The following is a 19864-nucleotide window of genomic DNA, read 5'->3' as shown; positions in this document are numbered from 1 at the left end:
TCGTCTCCTGAAACGGGGAGGGGCGGCCGCCAGAGCATCGTCCGACGAAGCGGAGACCGGTTCGTCGAAGTCAATGCGGCACAATCAAAGACCTGGAGCCCTGCCCGATTGCAATGCGATCGGGCAGGGCTCCGGGACCGCCCCCCGGATGGCCGATCTCGTGCGGCCTATTTCTCGTAGGAGATGCGGTAGATCGCGCCCGCGGTGTCGTCGGAGACGAGCAGCGAGCCGTCCGGCAGGGTCGCTACGTCGACCGGGCGGCCGAGATACTCGCCGCCTTCCGTCAGCCAGCCCTCGGCGAAGGGCTCGGGCTTGCCGGCGGTGCCGTCCTTGTTGACGGGCACGAACATCACCCGCGCGCCGATCGGCGTGGTGCGGTTCCAGGAGCCGTGCTCGGCGGTGAAGATGCCGCCGCGGTACTTCTCGGGGAACTGCTTGCCCTTGTAGACGATCATGCCGAGGTCGGCGGCGTGGGGCGGCAGTTCGGCCTTCGGGGCTACGGCGTCGGCCGGGACCTTGTCGTCCTTGTACTCGACGGTGCGCACACCGCCGCCGCCGTACCACGGGAAGCCGAAATTCTGGCCCGGCTTGGTGATCTGGTTCAATTCGCCCGGCGGCTGGTCGTCGCCCATGCCGTCGACCTGGTTGTCGGTGAACCACAGGGTCTTGTCGGGGGCGAAGTCCATGCCGACCGAGTTGCGGATGCCGGTGGCGTAGACCTCGCGGTTCTTGCCGTCGGCGTCCATGCGGATGATGCCGCCGATGCCGGTCTTGGCGTAGAGGTCGGACTTCTCCTTGGGCGGCACGTTGTAGGGCTGGCCGAGGGAGACGTAGAGCTTGCCGTCCGGCCCGATGCGGCAGATCCGGGCGGTGTGGTTGTAGCTCTCCTCGCCCGGCGGGATCAGCTCGCCCTGCTTGACCACGACGACGGCCGGGCCGTCCGTCCCCTCGTAGAAGAACTCGGCCGCCGGGAACGCCAGCACCCGGTTCTGCTCGACGATGGTCAGCACGCCGTCGCGGGAGAAGCAGACGCCGTTCGGGATCTTGAAGTCGATGCCCGGCGCGTAGACCTTCACCTCGTCGGCGACCCGGTCCTTGTCGCGGTCGGTGACGGTGTAGACCTTGGACTTGCGGGTGCCGACCCAGACCACGCCGGCATTCGGGCCGACCGCCATGGCGCGGGCATCCGGCACCACGGCGTAGAGTTCGATCTTGAAGCCGTCCGGCACCTTGATCTTCTGCAGCGTGCGGTTGATCGCGTCGGCGCGCCGGCCGGTCTGCGGGATCGGGGCCGGCTCGGCGACGCCGGTCGGCCGGAAGTTGCCGAGCTTCTCCAGGTTGTCGACCTTGGCCTTGGTATCGCCGGCGGTGGTGTCCTGCGCCGACGCGGCGGGCGCGAGCGCAGCGCCCGCGAAGGACACGCTCGCGGCGAGGGCCGCCATCAGGAAGGGCTTCATCGAGGTCTCCTCCGGGAATCGGCCGTTTTCGGCGTGGCCGAGCTTGTTGCCCGCCATGTATGCCGGCAGGCTCTGCCAGCAGCAAGCAGGACAGGACGCCTCGGCCGTTCACGCCGCCGTGATTCAGGCCTCCCGCCGGTGAGGCTCAACCGCGCAGGGCCGGCGACCGGTCTGCCAGGACCGGCGACCGGTCTGCCAGGACCGGCGGCATGATCCGGTCGAAGCCCGTGACGGCCTCGTAGGCCGCCGCGATGGCGAGCAGACTGGCCTCGTCCTGGTTCGGGGCGATGAGCTGGATCCCCATCGGCAGCCCGGCCGGGTTGAGGCCGACCGGCAGGCTGATCGCCGGGCAGCCCGACAGCGTGCCCGGCACCACGACCTCCATCCAGCGGTGATAGGTGTCCATCGCGCGCCCACCGACGCGGCGCGGCCAGGTCTCCTCGGCGTCGAACGGGAAGACCTGGGCCGAGGGGAGCGCCAGCACGTCGAAGCGCTCGAACAGGCCGCGCACGCAATGGTACCAGGCGGTGCGGGTGACGCTGGCCGCGTGCACGTCGAAGGCCGAGAGCCTCAAGCCCTGCTCGACTTCCCAGACGGCTTCGGGCCTCATCAGGGCGCGCTTGTCCGGGTCGTCCCAGTACGGCTTGAGGGTGGCGCCGGTGATCCACTGGCGCAGTAGGACCCAGGACCGCCAGATCGCCTCCGGGTCGAAGGCCGGCAGCACCGGCTCGACCGCGGCGCCGTGGGCGGAGAAGACCTGGAGGCCGGCCTCGCAGAGGTCGAGCACCCCGGGCTCGAACGGCAGATGGCCGCCGAGATCGCCCATCCAGCCGATGCGCAGGCCCTTCAGGTCCCGCGGCCGCGGTTCGGCGAACATCGCGGGGTCCTGGCGGATCGCGTTCGGCGTGCGGGGATCGTAGCCGGCCTGGACCGAGAGCAGCAGGCCGAGATCGGCGGTGCAGCGCGCCATCGGCCCGTTGACGGTGAGCGGGGGCAGGAAGACCTCGTCGGTACGGCCCGGCACCCGGCCGGCGGCGGTGCGCAGGCCCAGCACGTTGTTCCAGGCGGCGGGGTTGCGCAGCGAGCCGCCATGGTCGCTGCCGTCGGCGAGGGGCACCATGCGGAGCGCCAGCGCCACCGCGGCCCCGCCGCTCGAGCCGCCGCCGGCCTTCGCCGGGTCGTAGGCGTTGCGGGTGGTGCCGAAGACCGGGTTGCGGCTGTGCGAGCCGAGGCCGAATTCCGGCACGTTGGTCTTGCCGATCAGGATCGCGCCCGCCGCCCGCAGGCGCGCGACGTGGAGCGCGTCGGTGTCCGGCACGGTGTCGCGGAACAGCGGCGAGCCCTGCGTCGTGCGGATCCCGGCGGTGGCGGAGAGGTCCTTCACCGCGTGCGGCAGCCCGTGCAGCGGCCCGCGCGGACCCTTCTCCGCCAGTTCCCGGTCGGCGGCGTCGGCCTCCGCCAGGAGGACGTCCGGGTCGCGCAACGACACGATCGCGGTCACCGCCGGGTTGTGGCGGGCGATCTGGTCGAGATGGGCCTGCATCGCCTCGCGGGCCGAGACGGCCCTGTCGCGGATCGCCCGCGCGAGGTCGGTGGCGCGGATCGTCACGAGATCGGTGGAGGTGGGCATCCGGGCATCCTGAGGCGTCTCGCCGAAGCGGAGCACGGGGCTCGGCGGCTCGGCAAGCGCGGTGGGTACGGGTCGGCCCATCGCTCCCTGCATGGTGCCCGCGCCGTGGACGGACGGCGTCGTGCCGGGCTGCCGCCCGTTCTGCAGGCACATGTCGGATCGTAGCAGCACCAGGCTCCGGCCGTCGGCATCGTGACCAGTTCTTCAAAGTATGATACGAAATAAAATCTGCGAAAACCCGTCTACGGCATGCTACTGTACGTGAATTTGCATAGAAAGATAAGTTTGTCATCTCTCCCACCCGCAAACCTCATCATGAGGTGCCCACATCGTGGGCCTCGAAGGAGGGCTCCAGACATCGCCGCGGTCCCTGGAACCCTCCTTCGAGGCTGCTGCAAGCAGCACCTCAGGATGAGGTTTGCGGGTGGGATGGACCGACCCTGCGATCAAGCCCCACCATCGTGCACCGTGACGCCCCGCGCGCATGCTCAGCCGGGCAGGAAGGCCCGCGCGCCGGTGGCGGTGTCCCGCACCTCCTCGACCGGCGCGCCGTAGAGCCGGCCGAGGGTCCCGGCCTCCAGCACCGCCGCCACCGGACCGGCGGCGAGGGCCGAGCCGCCGCGCAGGAGCAGCGCCCGGTCGGCGTAGCGGGCGGCCTGGTTGGGGTCGTGGGTGGTGAAGAGGAGGCCGAGCCCGTCGGCGCGCAGGCGCAGGATCTCGGCCATCACCCGGCCCTGGTTGCCGAAATCGAGGCTCGCCGTCGGCTCGTCGAGGACCACGATGCGGGGCTCCTGGGCGAGTGCCCGGGCGACCAGCACCAGCTGGCGCTCCCCGCCTGAGAGCCGCGTCACCGGCCGTTCGGCGAGGTGGGCGATGCCCATCCGGGCAAGCGCTCCTTCCGCCGCCGCGTGGTCGGCGCGCGACGGGGCCGAGAGCAGGCCGGTGCGGCTGGTGCGCCCCATCAGCACCACGGCGCGCGCCGTGAACGCGAAGGCGCTGGCGCCGGCCTGCGGCACGTAGGCCATCGCCTGCGCCCGCTCCCGGGCGGTGAGGCTTTCGAGCGGCCGGCCCGCGACCCGGACGGTACCGGCCCGCGCCGGCAGCAGGCCGAGCAGGGTCTTCAGGAGCGTGGTCTTGCCGCCGCCGTTGGGGCCGAGCAAGGCCAGCGCCTCGCCGGCGGCGAGCTGCACCGACAGGCCGCGGCCGATCTCCCGGCCCGGATAGCCGAAGGCGAGGTCGTCGGCCGCGAGCAGGGTCACGACCAGTCGCGCTCCGCCCGGGCGAGCAGCCACAGGAAGACCGGCGTGCCCACGAAGGCGGTGAGGATGCCGAGCGGCACCTCGACCGGCGCCACGGTGCGGGCGAGCGTGTCGATGGTCAGCAGCGTGCCGGCGCCGAGGAGCGCCGCGGTCGGGATCAGCCGGCCGAAGCCGGGCCCGACCAGGAAGCGGGCGAGATGCGGCACCACCAAGCCGACCCAGCCGACGATCCCCGCCGCCGCCACGCTCGCCGCCGTGACGAGGGTCGCGGCCGCCACCACCGCGACCCGCAGCGGGCCGGTGGCGAGGCCGAGGGAACGCGCCTCCTCGTCCGGCAGCGACAGGACGTCGAGGCGCCAGCGCAGCAGGAGCAGCAGCCCGGTGCCGAGGACGACCGGGCCGGCGAGCGGCAGGAGGTCGGAAGGGTGCGTCGCCGACAGGCTGCCGAGCAGCCAGAAGGTCATCGCCGGCAGCTGGTTGTAGGGGTCGGCGAGGGACTTGATGAGCCCGACGCCCGCCCCGAGGAGCGAGCCGATGACGACGCCGGCGAGCACCAGGACCAGGACGGGATCGCGGCCCGACAGGGCCGCTCCCAGGGCGTAGACGCAGGCGACCGCGAGAAGCCCGCCCGCGAAGGCGAGGCCCTCGATCGCCAGCACCCCGAGGGAGAGCCAGATGCCGAGGACCGCGCCGAGGGCCGCCCCCGACGAGGCGCCGAGGATGTCGGGCGAGACGAGGGGATTGCGGAACAGACCCTGGAAGGCGGTGCCGGCGACCGACAGGGCGGCGCCGATCAGGATCGCGGCGGCGATGCGGGGCCCCCGGATCTGCAGCACCACCGCCTCGACCGCCGGCGCCACGTCCGGCGCGTGGCCGGTGAGGCGGGCGAGGAGCACCCGGGCGACGTCGAGGAGCGAGACCGGGTAGCGCCCGACCCCGAAGGCGAGGGCGGCCGCCAGCACCAGGGCGAGGAGCGCGAGCCAGGGCCCGCCGAGCCGGACCGCCCGGGCGCCGGCAAGCGCGATGCCGCTCACAGGGCTCCCGCCAGCACGCGGTCGAGGGCGGGATCGTCCGGCGTCACGTGATAGAGCCGGCCGTAGAGGTCGCGGGCGACCGCCCGGATGTCCTCGGGAAACTGCGCCGGATAGAGGATCTTTCCGAGCCACCACAGGCCGACGAGGCGGTTGACCGAGGGTGGGGCGTCGACCCAGCCGAAGGGCAGGGTCGGGCTGACATGGAGGCGGTTGCCGCGCAGGGCCGGCGTCGCCTGCCAGAGCGGGTCCTGCCGTGCCGCCGCCGCGAAGGCGGGATCGAGGGCGACGATCACCTCGGGCGCCCAGGCCACCACGTCCTCGGGCGAGACCTGCGCCAGGCTGCCGCCGGGCCCCGCCACGTTGACGGCGCCCAGAAGCGCCAGCGCCTCGACGTTGATCGAGCCCTGGCGCGCGGTCTCGAGGCCGCGGGGCCCGCGGGCGAGGTAGACCCGGGGGCGCCTCTCCTCCGGCACCGCGGCGACGCGCTCGCGCACCGTCGCGAGCGTCCGCTCGGCCAGGACCGCCAGGGTTTCGGCCGCCGCCTCGCGCCCGACGAGGCGCCCGAGGCTGCGGTAGGTCGCGGGCGCCGCGGCGAGCCGGCCGTCGAGGAGGGCGTAGGGGATGCCGGTCTGGCCCTGCACCCGGTCGGCGAGGGAGCGGTAGGTCTCGGCGGTCGCGCCGACGTCGAGGATCAGGTCGGGCTTGAGCGCCAGCACCGCTTCGAGGTTGGCGGTGTTGCCGCGCCCCGTCAGGCGCCCGACCTCCGGCAGGTCGGCGGATTGCGCCAGGAGGTAGGGCCGCTCCGCCGGGCGGATCGCCCGCGGCCAGCCGAGGAGCAGCTCGGGAGCCAGGGTATAGAGCAGGATCGCCGCCGGGGGCCCGGCCGGAAACACCCGGGCGACGGGGGGGCGGAGGGGGTCGAGGGCCCGGCCGGCATCGTCCCGCAACGCCTCGGCGGCGCGCGCCGCGTTCGTCAGCGCGAAGGCCGCGGAGCCGATGAGCAGGGAACGTCGGTCGGACCGCATCGCGAACACATTCAGGGCCTGATGACGGAAGTGATCGGTTTCAATCCTTGTCCTACCCGCGAGCTCATCCTGAGGTGCGGCTGCAAGGAGCCTCGAAGGAGGGCTCCAGAAGCCACTGCGATCCCTGGAGCCGTCCTTCGAGGCCTCCGCTTCGCTCCGGCACCTCAGGATGAGGTCGCGGGTTGGATGATAAACGCATCTGCGTGGCCGTTCAGCCTCTCGAACTGGATCTCAGTCCGTCGCGATCATCACGTCGCTGGACTTGATCACCGCCTTCACGGCCTTGCCCGGGGACAGGCCCAGCTCGTCGGCCGATTCGTTGGTGATCGCCGCGGTGACGATCTGCCCGCCGGCGAGCTCGACCCGGACATGGGCGGTGGTGGCGCCCTTCTTCACCTCGACGACCTTGCCGTCGAGCTGGTTGCGCGCGCTGATCTTCATGGGGTCGGGTCTCCTGGATCGTCCCGCATCGCGGCGGCGCCTCGGACGGCCGCTTCCGCCGGCACAGATAGGCGCGATCCCGCTCTCCGGCGAGCGGCGCGCGCCCGAATTCGCGCCCATCTCCGCCCGCCGGGCGCCGAAACCAAAGCGGGCATCGTCCGTTGTCGTGCAGCTTCGAGCGGGCCTGCCCGCTCGTCATGCCGTTACGGGAGATCGAGATGCACCAGGGCAGCCACCGCGACCACGAGGGCGCGAAGAAGCTCTTCGCCATGATCAAGGATGTGAAGGTCGCGATGATGACCACGGCCGATGCCGACGGGCAGCTCCGCAGCCGCCCGATGTGGAACCAGGACGCGGACGAGGCCGGCGACCTCTGGTTCTTCGTCAAGCACGACGCGCCGGTGACGAACGAGATCGGCCGCGACAACCAGGTCAACCTGTCGTATGCCGACCCGTCGAGCCAGAACTACGTCTCGGTCTCGGGCAAGGCCGAGATCGTGCGCGACAAGGCGCAGATCGACGCCAAGTGGAGCGAGAGCCTGAAGACCTGGTTCCCGGGCGGCAAGGACGATCCCTCGATCGCGCTGATCCGGGTCCACCCCGAGAAGGGCGAGTACTGGGACAGCCCGAACGCCACGATGCTGCATCTCTACGGCTACGTGAAGGCGGCGGTGACCGGCGAGTCGCCGAAGACCGAGAAGAAGGCGGTCGACCTCGGCGCCCGCTGATAATCGCGCATGTGAGGATTGCGCAGAGGCGCGGGGCAGCGGCTTGACTTGCGCCCCCGAACCGTGCCGGTTTCGCGCTCTTGGCCGTCCCGTTGGGCGGCGTTCCGGCCGCCCGCGCGGGCGGCCGCCTCAGGCAGGCACGGGCGATGCTCGATCTCGCGACCAGGGTCTACAACCACACCTGGAAGATCGATCCGATCATCCGCTCCGTGCTCGACACGGACTTCTACAAGCTGCTGATGGCCCAGACGATCTTCCGGCGTCACCGGAACGTCTCGGTCACCTTCGGGATCCAGAACCGCACCAGCCGGGTGCGGCTGGCCGACCTGATCGACCCCGGCGAGCTGCGCGAGCAGCTCGACCATTGCCGGTCGCTGCGGCTCACCCGGGGCGAGTCGACCTGGCTGCGCGGCAACACCTTCTACGGCCGGCGCCAGATGTTCTCGCCGGACTTCATGGACTGGCTCGAGAACTTCCGCTTCCCCGATTACCTGCTGGAGAAGCAGGACGGCCAGTACGTGCTGACCTTTCACGGCCCGTGGATCGAGACCACGATGTGGGAGGTGCCCGCACTCGCCATCCTCAACGAGCTGCGCTCGCGCGGCGTGCTCAAGGGCATGGGCAAGTTCGAGCTGCAGGTGCTCTACGCCCGCGCCATGACGCGGATCTGGGAGAAGATCGAGCGGCTGAAGACCCTGCCGGGCCTGTCGATCGCCGATTTCGGCACGCGCCGCCGCCACGGCTTCCTGTGGCAGGACTGGTGCGTCGAGGCGATGATCGAGGGCCTGGGCAACAGCTTCCTCGGCACCTCGAACTGCCTGATCGCCCTGCGCCACGACATCGAGGCGGTGGGCACCAACGCGCACGAACTGCCGATGGTCTACTCGGCCCTCGCCGACACCGAGGAAGATCTCGCCCGCGCGCCCTACCTCGTGCTCGCCGACTGGCAGCGGGATTACGCCGGCAACCTCCTGGTGATCCTGCCCGACACCTACGGCACCACCGGCTTCCTCGAGCGCGGGCCGGCCTGGATGGCCGACTGGACCGGCATCCGCATCGATTCGAAGGACCCGATCGAGGGCGGCGAAGAGGCGATCCGCTGGTGGACCCGGCACGGGCGCAACCCGCGCGAGAAGCTGGCGATCTTCTCCGACGGGCTCGACGTGGACGTGATCGAGCGGATCCACCGCCACTTCCATGGCCGCCTGCGCATCGGCTACGGCTGGGGCACGCTGCTCACCAACGACTTCCGCGGCCTGGCGCCGGACGAGCGCCTCGACCCGATCTCCATCGTCTGCAAGGTGATCTCGGCCAATGGCCGCCCGACCGTGAAGCTCTCCGACAATCCCACCAAGGCGCTCGGGCCGGAGGAGGAGGTGGAGCGCTACAAGCGGGTGTTCGGGGTGGGGGCCCAGCGGGCGGTGCCGGTGCTGGTGTGAGGACCGCGCCGGGCCCTCACTGCAGCTTCGCCCGGTAGGTCTCGCCCGCCTTCGCCTTCAGCTCGGCGCCGGCGTCGCGCCCGATCGCCAGGGCGTCGGCGACCCGGCCGGTGCGGTGGGTGGCCCAGTGGGCGCTGCCGTCGGGCAGGAACAGGAGCCCGTCGAGGGTGAGGCTGTCGCCGTCGATCTGGGCCAGCGCCGCGATCGGGGTGCGGCAGGAGCCGTCGAGTTCCGCGAGCAGCGCCCGCTCGGCATTGACCGCGATGGTCGTCGTGGGACAGGCCACCGCCTGCAGGAGTGCGATCACGTCGGCATCCCCCGCCCGGCACTCGATGCCGAGCGCCCCCTGCGCCACTGCCGGCAGCATCTCGTTCACCGGCAGGATCTCCTGGGCGCGGTCGGCAAGGCCGAGGCGCTCGAGGCCCGCGATGGCCAGCAGCGTGGCGTCGCAGGCGCCCTCCTCGAGCCGCTTCATCCGGGTGTTGGCGTTGCCGCGCAACGGCACGATCTGCAGGTCGGGCCGGCGCATCAGCACCTGGGCGCCGCGGCGCAAGGACGAGGTGCCGACCCGGCTTCCCGGCGCGAGGTCGGCGAGGCGACCCGCGCGCGGCGACAGGAAGGCGTCCCGGGGATCGTCGCGCGCGAGGATGCAGGCGATGACGAGGCCGTCCGGCAGCCAGGTCTCGACGTCCTTCATCGAGTGGACGGCGACGTCGACCTGATCGGCGAGCAGCGCCTGCTCCAGCTCCTTGGTGAACAGGCCCTTGCCGCCGATCTCGGAGAGCGGCCGGTCGAGCACCTTGTCGGCCACCGTGGTGACGACGACGAGCTCCATCGCGCCGGGCTCGGCGAGGGCGGGATGGGCGGCCGCGATGCGGTCGCGCACCATCCCGGTCTGGGCGAGCGCCATCGGGCTGCCGCGGGTGCCGATTCGCAGGGGACGTCGGGCCATGTCGGGTGCCGTGAAATCGAGGAGCCTCGCTTCGCGAGTAGCGAGTCGGGCGCCCCGTGTCACGCCATTGCCGCATGCCGTCCGCTACTCCTTGGGCACCTGCGCGTCGGCGGGCCGGCCGCCCTGCGGCGTGCCGGTGGCGGGCGCCCCGCCCGGGTCGGCGCCGGCGGGGCGGCGGCTCGCCCCGAGGCTGTCGTTGGCGAGCCCCTCGCCCGGCTTCGGGTCGGGCCGTCCGCGGTCGGTCTGTCCGCCGCCGGTCTCTCGGTCCTCGGTCTCCCCGTGCTCGATCATGGCGTGCCTCCGGTCGTGGTCCCGGGGGAACGGCCGGAGGGAGGCCCGGTTCAGAAGCCGTGCACCGACAGCACCGTGTGCTCCACCTGCGGCGGGCCGGCGAAGTGCTCCGAGACCAGCGCGCGCCAGGCCTGGAAGTCCGCCGATTCGCGGAAATCGACGGTGTGGTTCTCCAGGGTCTCCCACTGCACCATCAGCCGGTAGCGGGTCGGGATCTCGACCGAGCGCTGCAGCTCCATGCCGCGGCAGCCCCTGGCGCGGCGAAACAGCTCCGCCGCCCGGCCCACCCCGGCCTCGAAGGCGCTCTCGTGCCCGGCCTTCACGTCGATCTGCGCGATCTCCAGTACCATGCGGTCCTCCCGTCTCGGCGCGAAGCCATGCGCGAAGCCGCCGGTCTTGTCCAACGCGGACAGCGGTGGATGACGCGGGCGGGCGGTTGCCAACACGAGGGCCGGGGGCGCACAAACCGTGGATGACGCACGCGCGGCGGCAACCGGCCACGCCCGGCGCCGTTTTCCTGCCGGAGCGTGACAGCGGAGTTCGGTCCTGATGGCGACGCTGAAGGAATTCGAGGAAGCCCTGCGCGAGAACGGCATGCTGATGGCGCTGGCGATCCTCGAGCGCCTGCGCGAGCGCGACCGCGCCAACCGGGTGGTCAAGCCCGGCCGCCGCATCGTCGGCAAGAAGATGACGCCCGAGCTCGCCCGGATGATCCTCGACCTGCACGGGTCGACGGAGATGACCCAGCAGGAGATCGCCTTCAAGCTCGGCGTCAACCAGGGCCGGGTGAACGAGGTGATCAAGCGCGGCAAGTGGCTCTCGGGCGATCAGGCCGCCCCCGAGGCGGTGGCCCGCGACAAGGGCAAGGCGCGCATCCGCGGCGCCGAGCCGAAGCGTCCCCGCAAGGCCGCCGCCAAGGCGGCGCCCAAGGACAAGACCGGCAAGCCGGCCAAGCGCCCGACCTCGGCCCAGCTCGCCTTCGGCGACCTCTGATACCGGATCCGGTCTCACCAGCCCGCGACGGCGGAGCCTCGCTCGCACGCCTGGGCGACGCCGAAATCCGCATCGCGAAAGCGATCCCACAGGGATCGCCTGAAGCGATCAACCGGATTTCGGATGACGTCCGGGGCGCCGCCGGGCGCAGGCGGCGCCGATCCGGCTCGTCCCCGGCTGCGGCCGTCGGAGCTGACCCAGGGACACGTGCCCGACGGCATCCGTCATGGGCGTGAATGGCGGTCGCGCCGTGCCTCGGCGCCGTCCGCGTGCGATGCGCCGAGCGCGGCCCGCGCGGCGCCGTAGCGACGGGCCGCGCCGGAGACGAGACGCTCCAGCAGAGAGGCAGGCCTTCCTGCCTAATCCTTGCAGTCTAGCTACAGTGTTTGACCGGACATTAATTAACCAAGAGCATAAATGTGTCATTTGAGCGGAAACGATTTAATCCGCGGGTAGGCAAGGACTCACTAGTGTCCCTCGGCATGAGTGATCCGGCAAAAATCCGTCATGGTCAGGCAAGATGAGCCCACAGCGTGTGCGGGCGGGTGGCGGCGCCGCGCCCGCCATTTCGCTGCGTCGTGCCGCAGCGCCTTGGCCGATGCGCGCGGTGTCACGGCGGTCGAGTTCGCCCTCGTGGCCGCGCCCTTCACCATGACCCTGCTCGGCATCATCCAGACCGGATACGCCTTCTTCCTGATGGCGGCCCTCGACAGCGCCGCCAGCGCCAGCGCGCGCGCCGTCACCACGGGCGCGATCTCCACGGCGGGGCTCACCGCGACGCAGTTCCGCGACCAGGTCGTGTGCCCGAAGCTGCCGTCGACCTTCGTCTGCGCCAACGTCTTCGTGACGATGAGCGTGGTCCAGGAGGGCCAGTCGCCGACCGGCTACTACGCCTACGTCAATGCCGCCGGGACCGGGCTGGTCCAGCCGCCCCTCGACGGGACCGGCAAGTTCTGCCCCGGCGCCGGCGGCCAGTACGTCGTCCTGCAGGTCCAGTACCCGACCACCTACCTCACCGGCCTCCTCGCCTCGGCGGCGCCGACGACCTTCAACGGCAAGCCGAGCTACGTCCTCATGGCCAGCACCACCTTCCGCTCGGAGCCCTACAATGGTGCCGTCGCGTATGCGGGCTGCTGAGACCGCGCCCGGGCCGCCCTGGCGCCGGATCGTGGCCTTCCCGTCCGACCGGGGCGCGGTCGCGGCCCTCGAATTCGCCCTGGTCTTCCCGTTCCTGGTCGCGCTGACGGGAGGGGCGTTTGAGTACGCGCGCTTCATCCGCCAGGCGCGGCTCATCGCCGAGGCGGCGAGCGGGGTCGCCGGCATCATCGCCATGAACGTGTCGAGCAGCATCGCCTCGGCCGACCTGCACTACGCCAACGACGCCGTGATGCTGATCTTCCCGCAGGTGCTGGCCGACGCCGCGCTCCGCAAGGTCGCCTGGAACAGCGACATCCTGATCAGCATGGCGGGCATCAGCTTCAGCCCGACGGTCGCCGGCTGCACGGCCTCCTGCACCTACAAGGCGAAGGTGGCCTGGACCGGCGGCGACAAGCAGCGCGCCTGCGGCGCGTCGCTCGCCGCCGCCCTCGACACCGCGAACCCGGACCCGGCGACCCTGCCGGCCTCGCTGTTCACGCCGGTGGCGAACCCGCAGGGGACCAGCTCGCCGCCGTCCTTCGTCATCGTCGCCGACCTCTCCTTCAACTGGACCCCGTTCCTGTTCTCGACGCTGTTCAAGACGGTGACGATCCGGCGCTCGGCCTACATCAAACCGCGCTACACGAACGCCATCGCGTACGCGGCCGCCTCCGGCGACGACGGGTTCGGCCAGCAATGTCCCTGATCTCCCGGATCTCCTTGATGGTCCTGGCCGCCTCGCGGCCGTTCGTGGAGGGCACCATGCGCATCACCGAGGGCGCGCGCGCGGTCGCGCACGCAGTGGCGCGCCGCGCCCTGTCCGGCCTTCGCCGGCGCGGCCGGGCGCTCGCGGGCGACCGCCGGGGCAACGTCGCGCTCATCACCGGATTCTGCCTGGTGCCGCTGATCGGGGCGCTCGGCTGCGCCACCGATTACGGCATGGCGCTGGCCTACAAGGCCAAGCTCGACCGCGCCGCGGATGCCGCCGCCATCGCGGCGATCACCGGGGTGCAGACCTACATCCTCAACTATACCGGGGTTCTCGACCCGACGAGCGCGGCCATCGCCTCGGCCAAGACCCAGGCGCAGGCCCAGTTCAACGCCAATCTCGGCGCCCTGCCGTCGACGGCGCCGGTCCCGACGATCCAGATCACCGCCCTGGGGCTCACGGTGAGCGCGAAGGTCTCCTACAGCCTGTCGATGCCGACGCTGTTCATGAAGTATCTCGGCACCAGCACGAGCGCCCTGTCCGGCTCGAGCGCCACGACGCTGACGATGCCGGGCTTCAACAACATCTACATCATCATCGACACCTCGTCGTCGATGGGGATCGGCGCGACCCAGGCCGACCAGCAGATCGTCTATACGGCGACGAATGGCTGCGCCGTCGCCTGCCACTACACCGGCACGACCACGACCGCGCGCAATGCCGGGGCGACGTTGCGGATCGACGTCGCCAAGCAGTCGGTGATCGCCGCGCTCAACCAGATGATCAGCACCGGCAACACCAACCGGTTCAAGGTCGCGATCTACACCTTCAGCAGCCAGTTCAAGTCCGTCTTCCCGCTCTCGTCCGACCTCCAGGGCGCCATCGCGGCAGTCGGCGGGATCGAGCTGAGCGCGGCCCTGAACGACGGCGGCACGAACTCGACCTACGGGCTCAAGAGCCTCAACACCCTGCTGCCGGTCCCCGGCACCGGCCTGACCTCCCTGACCCCGCAGGGCACGGTGATGTTCATCACCGACGGCGTCCAGGATTCCGACATCAAGGTCACCAGCAACGGCAGCCAGGACGGGTACGACTCGAACTTCACCCCCTGGTCGCCCTGCACGCAGGCCAACTGCAACAAGTACACGCAGTTCGCGGTCCCGATCTACATCCAGTCGCTCGATCCCAGCGCCTGCTCGGCGATGAAGACCAAAGGCTACACGGTGATGACGCTGAACACGCGCTACATCGTGCCGGCCGCGAACCTGCGCAGCTCGTCCGCGGCGCTCAACACCATCTTCGACTACATCCAGGCCAACCTGCTGAGCTCGATCTCCTCGAACATGGCCGCCTGCGCCACGTCGAGCGCCGACGCCTACGCGGCCAGCACGCCGGCGGAGATCAACACCGCGGTGGCCAAGATGTTCGCCGCCACCGGCGCGCTCGCGCGCATCACGCAGTAGCGGGGCACCCCATCCCGGGGCGCATTGGCGCGCGTCCGCCCTGCGCTAACTGTCAGGAGGCCGAGCCGCCCCGGCCGACGGGTGGCCGGCACCGGCAGACCGGGAGGACACGCCATGCACGACCACGCCCTGTACGACGCCGCCAACCTGAAGAAGCTGCCCGCCCTGAAGAGCCTCGCCCCCGAGGCGATGGGGGCCTTCGAGGCCCTCGACAAGGCGGCGCTCGCCGACGGCGCGATCCCGCGCAAGTACAAGGAGCTGATGGCGCTGGCGGTCGCCCTGACGACCCAGTGCCCCTACTGCCTCGAGGTGCACCGCGAGGCCGCCAAGAGGGCCGGCGCCAGCGAGCAGGAACTGGCCGAGACCGTGTTCGTGGCCGTCGCCCTGCGGGCCGGCGCGGCGCTGACCCACGGCACGCACCTGCTGCCCTGACCGTCGCGCACGACAACGCCCCGGCCGGGCGGCCGGGGCGCTCCCCTGACGGGATCGAAGGCGCGTTACGCGGCCTTCTGGACGCTGCCCTCGATCGACTGCGGGCGGGAGCCCGAGGCGATCTGGATCTGGCGGGGCTTCTTGGCCTCCGGGATCTCGCGGACGAGGTCGACATGGAGCAGGCCGTTCTCCAGCGCCGCGCCCGTCACCTGGACGTGGTCGGCGAGCTGGAAGCGCCGCTCGAAGCCGCGGGCCGCGATGCCCTGGTGCAGGAACTCGGCCTGCTTGGCCTCGGCCTTGCGCTCGCCCTTCACGGTGAGCGCGTTCTCACGGACCTCGATCGACAGATCCTGGTCGGTGAAGCCGGCCACCGCCAGGGTGATCCGGTAGGCGTTCTCGGCCGTGCGCTCGATGTTGTAGGGCGGATAGGTCGGCGCCGCATCCGCGCTCACGAACTGGTCGAGGGCGGAAAACAGGCGGTCGAAGCCGACGGTCGAACGGTACAGGGGAGCGAGATCGAACTGACGCATGACATATTCTCCGTATGAAGCAATATGTAGTCTTGTGGGTCCGCCGCGGGGGCCGGTCCCGGTCTTGCGCGCCGCCGTATCGGCCGGCGCCCCCGGGATATCGGAGTGGGGTCTAGACTGTTCAAGGCCGGCGCCAGCAGGGTCGCGCGAATTTTTTTCAGGCCCCCGATCGGGTGTGGATCGCGCGCGCGCCCATGCCTCACTTTTAAGGCTCTGCCGTGCGAGGATGCGCGGGACGACGTTTCCGGGGACCCGACCGTGACCGTGCCGCTGCTCGCCACGCCCGACAACCCGATCCCGCCGGGCGCCACCTTGCGCGCCGTGCGCACCGCCGACGGCCTGTCGCTGCGGGTCGCCACCTGGGCGCCGACGGCGCGGACCATCCAGGGCACCGTCTGCCTGGTCCAGGGCCGGGCGGAGTTCATCGAGAAGTACTTCGAGACCGTGACCGAGCTGCGCGCGCGCGGCTTCCACGTCGTCGCCTTCGACTGGCGCGGGCAGGGGGGCTCCGACCGCACCGTCGAGGACCCGCACAAGGGCCATGTCGACGATTTTTCCGAGTACCGGCTCGACCTCGCGGCGGTGGAGGCGCAGGTCATGGAGGCCGGGCTGCCGCGCCCGTTCTTCGGTCTCGCCCATTCGATGGGCGGTGCGGTCTGCCTCACCGCCGCCCGCGAGGGCTGGCTGCCCTTCGACCGGCTGGTGGTCCTCGCCCCGATGGTGGCGATCTGCATGATCCGCCGGCCGAAGGCGGCGATGCGGCTCGCCGCCTTCCTGCGGGCCTTGGGGCTGGCCCGGCGCTACGTGCCGGGCGGCTCGGCGGTCTCGATCGCCACCAAGCCGTTCCCGAACAACCGCCTCACCGCCGATCCGGTGCGCTACGCCCGCAACGCCGCCGCGGCGCTCGCGGTCGGGGCCGGCGCGATCGGGGACCCCACCATCGGCTGGCTCGCCGCCGCCTTCCGGGCGATGCGCCGCTTCGAGGATCCGCGCTACGCGCTGGGCATCCGGGTGCCGGTGCTGGTGGTGGCGGCCGGCGCCGACCCGGTCTGCAGCACCCCGGCGGTGGAGCGCTTCGCCGCGCGCCTCGCCGCCGGCCACACCATCACCCTGCGCGGCGCCCGCCACGAGATCCTGATGGAGCGCGACGCGATCCGGGCGCAGTTCTGGGCGGCCTTCGACGCCTTCGTGCCGGGTTCGCAGACCCCGGTGCCGGGCTCGGCGGCGGACAGGCCGGTCCCCGCGCAGGTCGCCTGAGCGGCCGGCCCGCCGCCACGGTACCGCCGGATCGCGGCGCCTCGCCGCAGGCCGCGCGTCGTCCATGCCTCGTATCCGGCGGGGCTGGCGGCGCAGATGCGTAGCCTGAGGTCGCCACATCGCCGATAATGTGGCAGGGGCGGGCGCACCGTGTTCCGCTCGGGACGACGAGATGGCGGCAGGGAGAGAGACAGGCCTCGATCGCCCGGGACGGGTGATACCGTTCCTCCTCGTCGCCGTGGTCCTGGGCCTCGTCGGGCTTCCAGTGGCGGCCTGGCTCGATCTGCGCGGCCTCTCCGAGCAGATCCTGCGCCTGCAGGCGACCGAGACCGGCCAGCTCATCAACGAGATGATGACCTTCTACGCGGAGGAGGTGGTCAACCACGTCGTCACGGCCGAGGTCCCGGTCACCGTCACGCACGATTTCCGCGAGGTGCCGGGCGCGATCCCGCTGCCCGCCACCCTGTCGCTGGAGATCGGGCGGCGCGTCAGCGGGACTACCCCATCATCGGGGCCGCCGCGAACCTGGCCGCCCGGCTGCAGCAGGTCGCCGAGCCGGGCGGCATCATGCTGAGCTTCGAGACCTACGCGCAGGTGAGCGATTTCGTGCGGGCGGTGGAGCTCCCGCCGATCCAGATCAGGGGGATCGCCGGCGAGATCCTGCCCTACCGGGTCGAATCCCTGGTGGCCGAAGCGGCCGGGGCGGCCGTCATCTCGGAGCACCAGCCCGGCCTCGACCCCTACATCGATCTCGGCGCGCTCGATCCCGCCGCCGCCGCCGCGCCCTCGGCCTGAGCCAGGACGGCGCGCGGGTCCCCCTTGCGACGCGGCCGAGGCCGCCTGATCCTCCGGCGTCGGCCCGGATCAGCGGAACTGGCGGGTGTTGGCGTTGGCCGGGGTCTTCACCACGCCGGGCTGGGGTTTCACGAAGGCGCCCTTCGCCGCCTCCTGGGTCGACGAGGTGAACAGCGGCTTGGGATTGGTCGCCGGCGGCGGCGGCGGGGTGGGGGCGTTGCGGATGCCGACGGTTTACCGTGGGGATGATCCTCGGCCCGATCACGGTCTGCGGGACCTGTGCGACCTGCGTGGGCTGGGCGACCGGCATTCCGCCGCCCGTGGGACAGGGCGGACAGCGATCGACGTGGCAGGCGGCCCAGGCGGGGCTGGAGACCAGGGTGGCGAGAACCGTGAGAGCAGCGTACGTCCTGGTGATCACTCCTCGTGCCGGACGTCTCTGGTGGCCGGCGGTGATCAAATGAATGTTGATTTTGCGAATTGACATATGTAATTAGTCGTGCATATCGTCAGCAAAATATCTTAATTCTAATTTAGAAACCTATGTTATCGGCATATGGATAGTTTTATATCGCGCTAAATGTGCTTGAAAATCGCCGCAGTACAACATATATTGAAACAAATATCGGATTAAGTTTGCGATAATTACGGATAGAAGCCTTCGGTTTATGCGTCTTATGGCTAGGAAAATCGAGTGTGATCTGACGATGGCTTTCTGTGCCGCATCGCCGGCACCATGACCGGTTACGACCCCACGCATTGCCGTCATCCGCGCCGGCAGTGACGGGCCGCTTCTGCGCGCCGAAGTCTTTCGCGGCGTCGTCCCTAGAATCATGAGCGCGCGGTTGCTGCACATGGAGAAAAATGCGTATTTCTATCCCCGTGCATCGGCGACGGAACGGGCCTGCGGTCTTGGAAGCCACGGAGCGGGCATACGCGACACCCGACCGGATCCTGCAGGATCCACGATTCCCCGCCAGTCGCGACGTCTACATCGACGCCGTGCTGGAACTCCACGAGGCCAAGCCGTCGACGATGGAGCTCATGCTCGATGGCGGGCGGATCCTGGTCTACGGCATCGTCATGGCGCTATGGGGCGGATACCGGGAGGACGACGTGGCGAGCTGGCCGACGATCAGCCGGCTCAAGGAGACCGTCGGCTGGTTCGGTGTCGCCAGCCCACGCCAGATCGATCTCATCGTCGCCCGTTTCGTGCAGGTCGGCCATCTCCGGATCGCCCCGGCTCCCAACGACCGGCGATTGCGCATCGTCCTGCCGACGCCGGCGCTGATCGACCACGATCGGGCCTTCGTCCGGTCGCATTACGAACCTCTCGGCGTCCTGTTCGGCCGTGAACGCTATGCTCTCCCGCTGGCCGAGGATCTCGCGTTCCTCAAGGCGATGCGCGGGGCCTGGATCGCGACGCTCCAGACCATGGCGCGGGAGATCATTCTCGCGAATACACGGCTTCTGCGCTTCTACTCGGCATCGGCCGGCATGCTGATGCTCATGAGGCTCGTCCGCCGGCAGCACCTCCGTCCGGACGGATGGGTTGCGGTCGACTACACGGATTTCGGCCGGCGGTTCTGCGTGTCGCGCACCCATGTTCGCACTCTCCTCAAGGCCGCCGCCGCCGACGGCGACATCGAGGTCGATGCCCGTGGCCGCCTGCGCGCTCGCCCGGAACTCGTCGCGGCGCTCGACAGCAACATCGCAGGGCGCCTCTCGCTGCTCGACCGCTCGCACGCCGCCGCGATGGCGTGCCTCTCGGCTTCGGACGCCGCCTGACCGATGCGAGGCGTGCCGCACCGCGCCGGCGGCCCGCGCGGGCGATCGCCCGACGATCGCCGCGGGCCGTCGCTCAGCGCAGGCCGAGGATCCGGCTGATCTCGACGTCGGCATCCGTGATCGGGTTGTTGGGCGAGCGGAACAGGCGGTCGCTCGTCACCGTCGCGCTCGGCAGGACGCGGGGCGGGGCCAGGAAGGAGAGGCGCGGCTGGGTGAAGACGATGCGGCGGTCCCGTCCCGCCAGGGCGAGGGCCGGGTTGACGCACCGCCCCGACGGCCCGCGGCCTTCCGGGCAGCGCCGGTCGTCCGGCATGGCGGGCGCGACGGTGCTGACGGCCGGCGCCAGCGCCTCGTCCGGCGGGGTGGGCTGGGCCGCGCCCGGGGTCGGCATCGCGGCGACGAGGAGGCTGCCGAGAGCCATCCAGAGGCGTGCGGAACTCATGTGCCCCTCTCAGAAGCGGTAGGTCAGGCTGCCGGCGAAGGCCCAGGCCTCTGGGTGGCCAG

Annotated in this window: 22 protein-coding genes; 11 read left to right on the top strand and 11 right to left on the bottom strand. The window is 70.8% G+C overall.

The annotated features are described in order from the left end of the window. Positions 1 to 167 precede the first annotated feature (167 nt). The 6 genes from EU555_RS19945 to EU555_RS19920 form a co-directional block, all read right to left on the bottom strand. Positions 168 to 1457, bottom strand: a complete 1290-nt coding sequence (locus EU555_RS19945; protein WP_135416974.1) for a PQQ-dependent sugar dehydrogenase — start codon at positions 1455 to 1457, stop codon at positions 168 to 170. Positions 1458 to 1602: 145 nt separating this feature from the next. After that, on the bottom strand, positions 1603 to 3087 hold the full coding sequence (locus EU555_RS19940; protein WP_135416973.1) for an amidase: 1485 nt from the start codon (positions 3085 to 3087) through the stop codon (positions 1603 to 1605). 488 nt (positions 3088 to 3575) lie between these two features. Continuing rightward, entirely contained in the window at positions 3576 to 4346 is a 771-nt protein-coding gene (locus EU555_RS19935; RefSeq protein WP_135416972.1) for an ABC transporter ATP-binding protein, read from the bottom strand. Then, on the bottom strand, positions 4343 to 5380 hold the full coding sequence (locus tag EU555_RS19930; RefSeq protein ID WP_135416971.1) for a FecCD family ABC transporter permease: 1038 nt from the start codon (positions 5378 to 5380) through the stop codon (positions 4343 to 4345). The genes EU555_RS19935 and EU555_RS19930 overlap by 4 nt, the downstream gene beginning before the upstream one ends. After that, a complete protein-coding gene (locus EU555_RS19925; RefSeq protein ID WP_135416970.1) occupies positions 5377 to 6405 on the bottom strand; it encodes an iron ABC transporter substrate-binding protein in 1029 nt (342 codons plus the stop codon). The genes EU555_RS19930 and EU555_RS19925 overlap by 4 nt, the downstream gene beginning before the upstream one ends. Before the next feature lie 231 nt (positions 6406 to 6636). Further along, a complete protein-coding gene (locus tag EU555_RS19920) occupies positions 6637 to 6846 on the bottom strand; it encodes a TOBE domain-containing protein (protein WP_135416969.1) in 210 nt (69 codons plus the stop codon). 218 nt (positions 6847 to 7064) lie between these two features. On the opposite strand from EU555_RS19920, the gene EU555_RS19915 reads away from it, so the two are divergent. Together EU555_RS19915 and pncB are read left to right on the top strand one after the other, a co-directional pair. Beyond that, on the top strand, positions 7065 to 7574 hold the full coding sequence (locus EU555_RS19915; RefSeq protein WP_135416968.1) for a pyridoxamine 5'-phosphate oxidase family protein: 510 nt from the start codon (positions 7065 to 7067) through the stop codon (positions 7572 to 7574). A 146-nt stretch (positions 7575 to 7720) separates the two neighbouring features. Then, positions 7721 to 9013 (top strand): nicotinate phosphoribosyltransferase, encoded by a 1293-nt coding sequence (gene pncB, locus EU555_RS19910; RefSeq protein WP_135416967.1) that lies wholly within the window; start codon positions 7721 to 7723, stop codon positions 9011 to 9013. Positions 9014 to 9029: 16 nt separating this feature from the next. Here pncB and hemC read toward each other — a convergent pair whose 3' ends face one another. The 3 genes from hemC to EU555_RS19895 all read right to left on the bottom strand — a co-directional run bounded on the left by hemC (position 9030) and on the right by EU555_RS19895 (position 10606). Further along, positions 9030 to 9965 (bottom strand): hydroxymethylbilane synthase, encoded by a 936-nt coding sequence (hemC, locus tag EU555_RS19905; RefSeq protein WP_135416966.1) that lies wholly within the window; start codon positions 9963 to 9965, stop codon positions 9030 to 9032. A gap of 84 nt (positions 9966 to 10049) precedes the next feature. Continuing rightward, positions 10050 to 10256 carry a hypothetical protein gene (locus EU555_RS19900; RefSeq protein WP_135416965.1) on the bottom strand — a complete coding sequence of 69 codons (207 nt, stop codon included), beginning with the start codon at positions 10254 to 10256 and terminating at the stop codon, positions 10050 to 10052. A gap of 50 nt (positions 10257 to 10306) precedes the next feature. Next, positions 10307 to 10606, bottom strand: coding sequence for an antibiotic biosynthesis monooxygenase family protein (locus EU555_RS19895; RefSeq protein ID WP_135416964.1), 300 nt, complete (start codon positions 10604 to 10606; stop codon positions 10307 to 10309). A gap of 199 nt (positions 10607 to 10805) precedes the next feature. On the opposite strand from EU555_RS19895, the gene EU555_RS19890 reads away from it, so the two are divergent. The 5 genes from EU555_RS19890 (at position 10806) to EU555_RS19870 (ending at position 14990) form a co-directional block, all read left to right on the top strand. Beyond that, entirely contained in the window at positions 10806 to 11249 is a 444-nt protein-coding gene (locus tag EU555_RS19890) for an RNA polymerase subunit sigma-70 (RefSeq protein ID WP_135416963.1), read from the top strand. A gap of 591 nt (positions 11250 to 11840) precedes the next feature. Further along, positions 11841 to 12386, top strand: a complete 546-nt coding sequence (locus EU555_RS19885; RefSeq protein WP_167858616.1) for a TadE family protein — start codon at positions 11841 to 11843, stop codon at positions 12384 to 12386. Continuing rightward, positions 12358 to 13092 carry a TadE/TadG family type IV pilus assembly protein gene (locus EU555_RS19880; protein WP_167858615.1) on the top strand — a complete coding sequence of 245 codons (735 nt, stop codon included), beginning with the start codon at positions 12358 to 12360 and terminating at the stop codon, positions 13090 to 13092. The genes EU555_RS19885 and EU555_RS19880 overlap by 29 nt, the downstream gene beginning before the upstream one ends. A gap of 17 nt (positions 13093 to 13109) precedes the next feature. Further along, positions 13110 to 14558 (top strand): TadE/TadG family type IV pilus assembly protein, encoded by a 1449-nt coding sequence (locus EU555_RS19875; RefSeq protein ID WP_167858614.1) that lies wholly within the window; start codon positions 13110 to 13112, stop codon positions 14556 to 14558. A 114-nt stretch (positions 14559 to 14672) separates the two neighbouring features. Then, positions 14673 to 14990, top strand: a complete 318-nt coding sequence (locus tag EU555_RS19870; RefSeq protein WP_342636487.1) for a carboxymuconolactone decarboxylase family protein — start codon at positions 14673 to 14675, stop codon at positions 14988 to 14990. 65 nt (positions 14991 to 15055) lie between these two features. On the opposite strand, the gene EU555_RS19865 is transcribed toward EU555_RS19870, so the two are convergent. Continuing rightward, positions 15056 to 15520, bottom strand: a complete 465-nt coding sequence (locus EU555_RS19865; protein WP_135416959.1) for an Hsp20 family protein — start codon at positions 15518 to 15520, stop codon at positions 15056 to 15058. 258 nt (positions 15521 to 15778) lie between these two features. Between EU555_RS19865 and EU555_RS19860 the strand changes: the two genes are divergently transcribed. The 4 genes from EU555_RS19860 (at position 15779) to EU555_RS19850 (ending at position 19360) form a co-directional block, all read left to right on the top strand. Beyond that, on the top strand, positions 15779 to 16777 hold the full coding sequence (locus EU555_RS19860; protein ID WP_135416958.1) for an alpha/beta fold hydrolase: 999 nt from the start codon (positions 15779 to 15781) through the stop codon (positions 16775 to 16777). Positions 16778 to 16949: 172 nt separating this feature from the next. Further along, complete coding sequence (locus EU555_RS37090) at positions 16950 to 17351, top strand: hypothetical protein (RefSeq protein ID WP_245524398.1); 402 nt, start codon at positions 16950 to 16952, stop codon at positions 17349 to 17351. After that, complete coding sequence (locus tag EU555_RS37085) at positions 17345 to 17572, top strand: hypothetical protein (RefSeq protein ID WP_342636486.1); 228 nt, start codon at positions 17345 to 17347, stop codon at positions 17570 to 17572. Before EU555_RS37090 ends, EU555_RS37085 begins: the two co-directional genes overlap by 7 nt. 912 nt (positions 17573 to 18484) lie before the next feature. Further along, entirely contained in the window at positions 18485 to 19360 is an 876-nt protein-coding gene (locus EU555_RS19850) for a hypothetical protein (protein ID WP_135416956.1), read from the top strand. Positions 19361 to 19433: 73 nt separating this feature from the next. On the opposite strand, the gene EU555_RS19845 is transcribed toward EU555_RS19850, so the two are convergent. Further along, complete coding sequence (locus EU555_RS19845) at positions 19434 to 19802, bottom strand: hypothetical protein (RefSeq protein WP_135416955.1); 369 nt, start codon at positions 19800 to 19802, stop codon at positions 19434 to 19436. Positions 19803 to 19864 lie beyond the last annotated feature (62 nt).

The organism is Methylobacterium nonmethylotrophicum, from assembly GCF_004745635.1.
GTDB classification, from domain to species: Bacteria; Pseudomonadota; Alphaproteobacteria; order Rhizobiales; family Beijerinckiaceae; genus Methylobacterium; species Methylobacterium nonmethylotrophicum.
The sequence above is the reverse complement of the archived record's forward strand: the minus strand, read 5'-3'. Positions and strand labels throughout refer to the sequence as shown.

What these genes read in the sequence shown, in the direction of transcription:
- EU555_RS19945 (WP_135416974.1), bottom strand. Translation starts at nt 1,457, where the DNA reads ATGAAGCCCTTCCTGATGGCGGCCCTCGCCGCGAGCGTGTCCTTCGCG.
- EU555_RS19940 (WP_135416973.1), bottom strand. Translation starts at nt 3,087, where the DNA reads ATGCCCACCTCCACCGATCTCGTGACGATCCGCGCCACCGACCTCGCG.
- EU555_RS19925 (WP_135416970.1), bottom strand. Translation starts at nt 6,405, where the DNA reads ATGCGGTCCGACCGACGTTCCCTGCTCATCGGCTCCGCGGCCTTCGCG.
- EU555_RS19920 (WP_135416969.1), bottom strand. Translation starts at nt 6,846, where the DNA reads ATGAAGATCAGCGCGCGCAACCAGCTCGACGGCAAGGTCGTCGAGGTG.
- EU555_RS19915 (WP_135416968.1), top strand. Translation starts at nt 7,065, where the DNA reads ATGCACCAGGGCAGCCACCGCGACCACGAGGGCGCGAAGAAGCTCTTC.
- pncB (WP_135416967.1), top strand. Translation starts at nt 7,721, where the DNA reads ATGCTCGATCTCGCGACCAGGGTCTACAACCACACCTGGAAGATCGAT.
- hemC (WP_135416966.1), bottom strand. Translation starts at nt 9,965, where the DNA reads ATGGCCCGACGTCCCCTGCGAATCGGCACCCGCGGCAGCCCGATGGCG.
- EU555_RS19900 (WP_135416965.1), bottom strand. Translation starts at nt 10,256, where the DNA reads ATGATCGAGCACGGGGAGACCGAGGACCGAGAGACCGGCGGCGGACAG.
- EU555_RS19895 (WP_135416964.1), bottom strand. Translation starts at nt 10,606, where the DNA reads ATGGTACTGGAGATCGCGCAGATCGACGTGAAGGCCGGGCACGAGAGC.
- EU555_RS19890 (WP_135416963.1), top strand. Translation starts at nt 10,806, where the DNA reads ATGGCGACGCTGAAGGAATTCGAGGAAGCCCTGCGCGAGAACGGCATG.
- EU555_RS19880 (WP_167858615.1), top strand. Translation starts at nt 12,358, where the DNA reads ATGGTGCCGTCGCGTATGCGGGCTGCTGAGACCGCGCCCGGGCCGCCC.
- EU555_RS19875 (WP_167858614.1), top strand. Translation starts at nt 13,110, where the DNA reads ATGGTCCTGGCCGCCTCGCGGCCGTTCGTGGAGGGCACCATGCGCATC.
- EU555_RS19870 (WP_342636487.1), top strand. Translation starts at nt 14,673, where the DNA reads ATGCACGACCACGCCCTGTACGACGCCGCCAACCTGAAGAAGCTGCCC.
- EU555_RS19865 (WP_135416959.1), bottom strand. Translation starts at nt 15,520, where the DNA reads ATGCGTCAGTTCGATCTCGCTCCCCTGTACCGTTCGACCGTCGGCTTC.
- EU555_RS37090 (WP_245524398.1), top strand. Translation starts at nt 16,950, where the DNA reads ATGGCGGCAGGGAGAGAGACAGGCCTCGATCGCCCGGGACGGGTGATA.
- EU555_RS37085 (WP_342636486.1), top strand. Translation starts at nt 17,345, where the DNA reads ATGCTGAGCTTCGAGACCTACGCGCAGGTGAGCGATTTCGTGCGGGCG.
- EU555_RS19845 (WP_135416955.1), bottom strand. Translation starts at nt 19,802, where the DNA reads ATGAGTTCCGCACGCCTCTGGATGGCTCTCGGCAGCCTCCTCGTCGCC.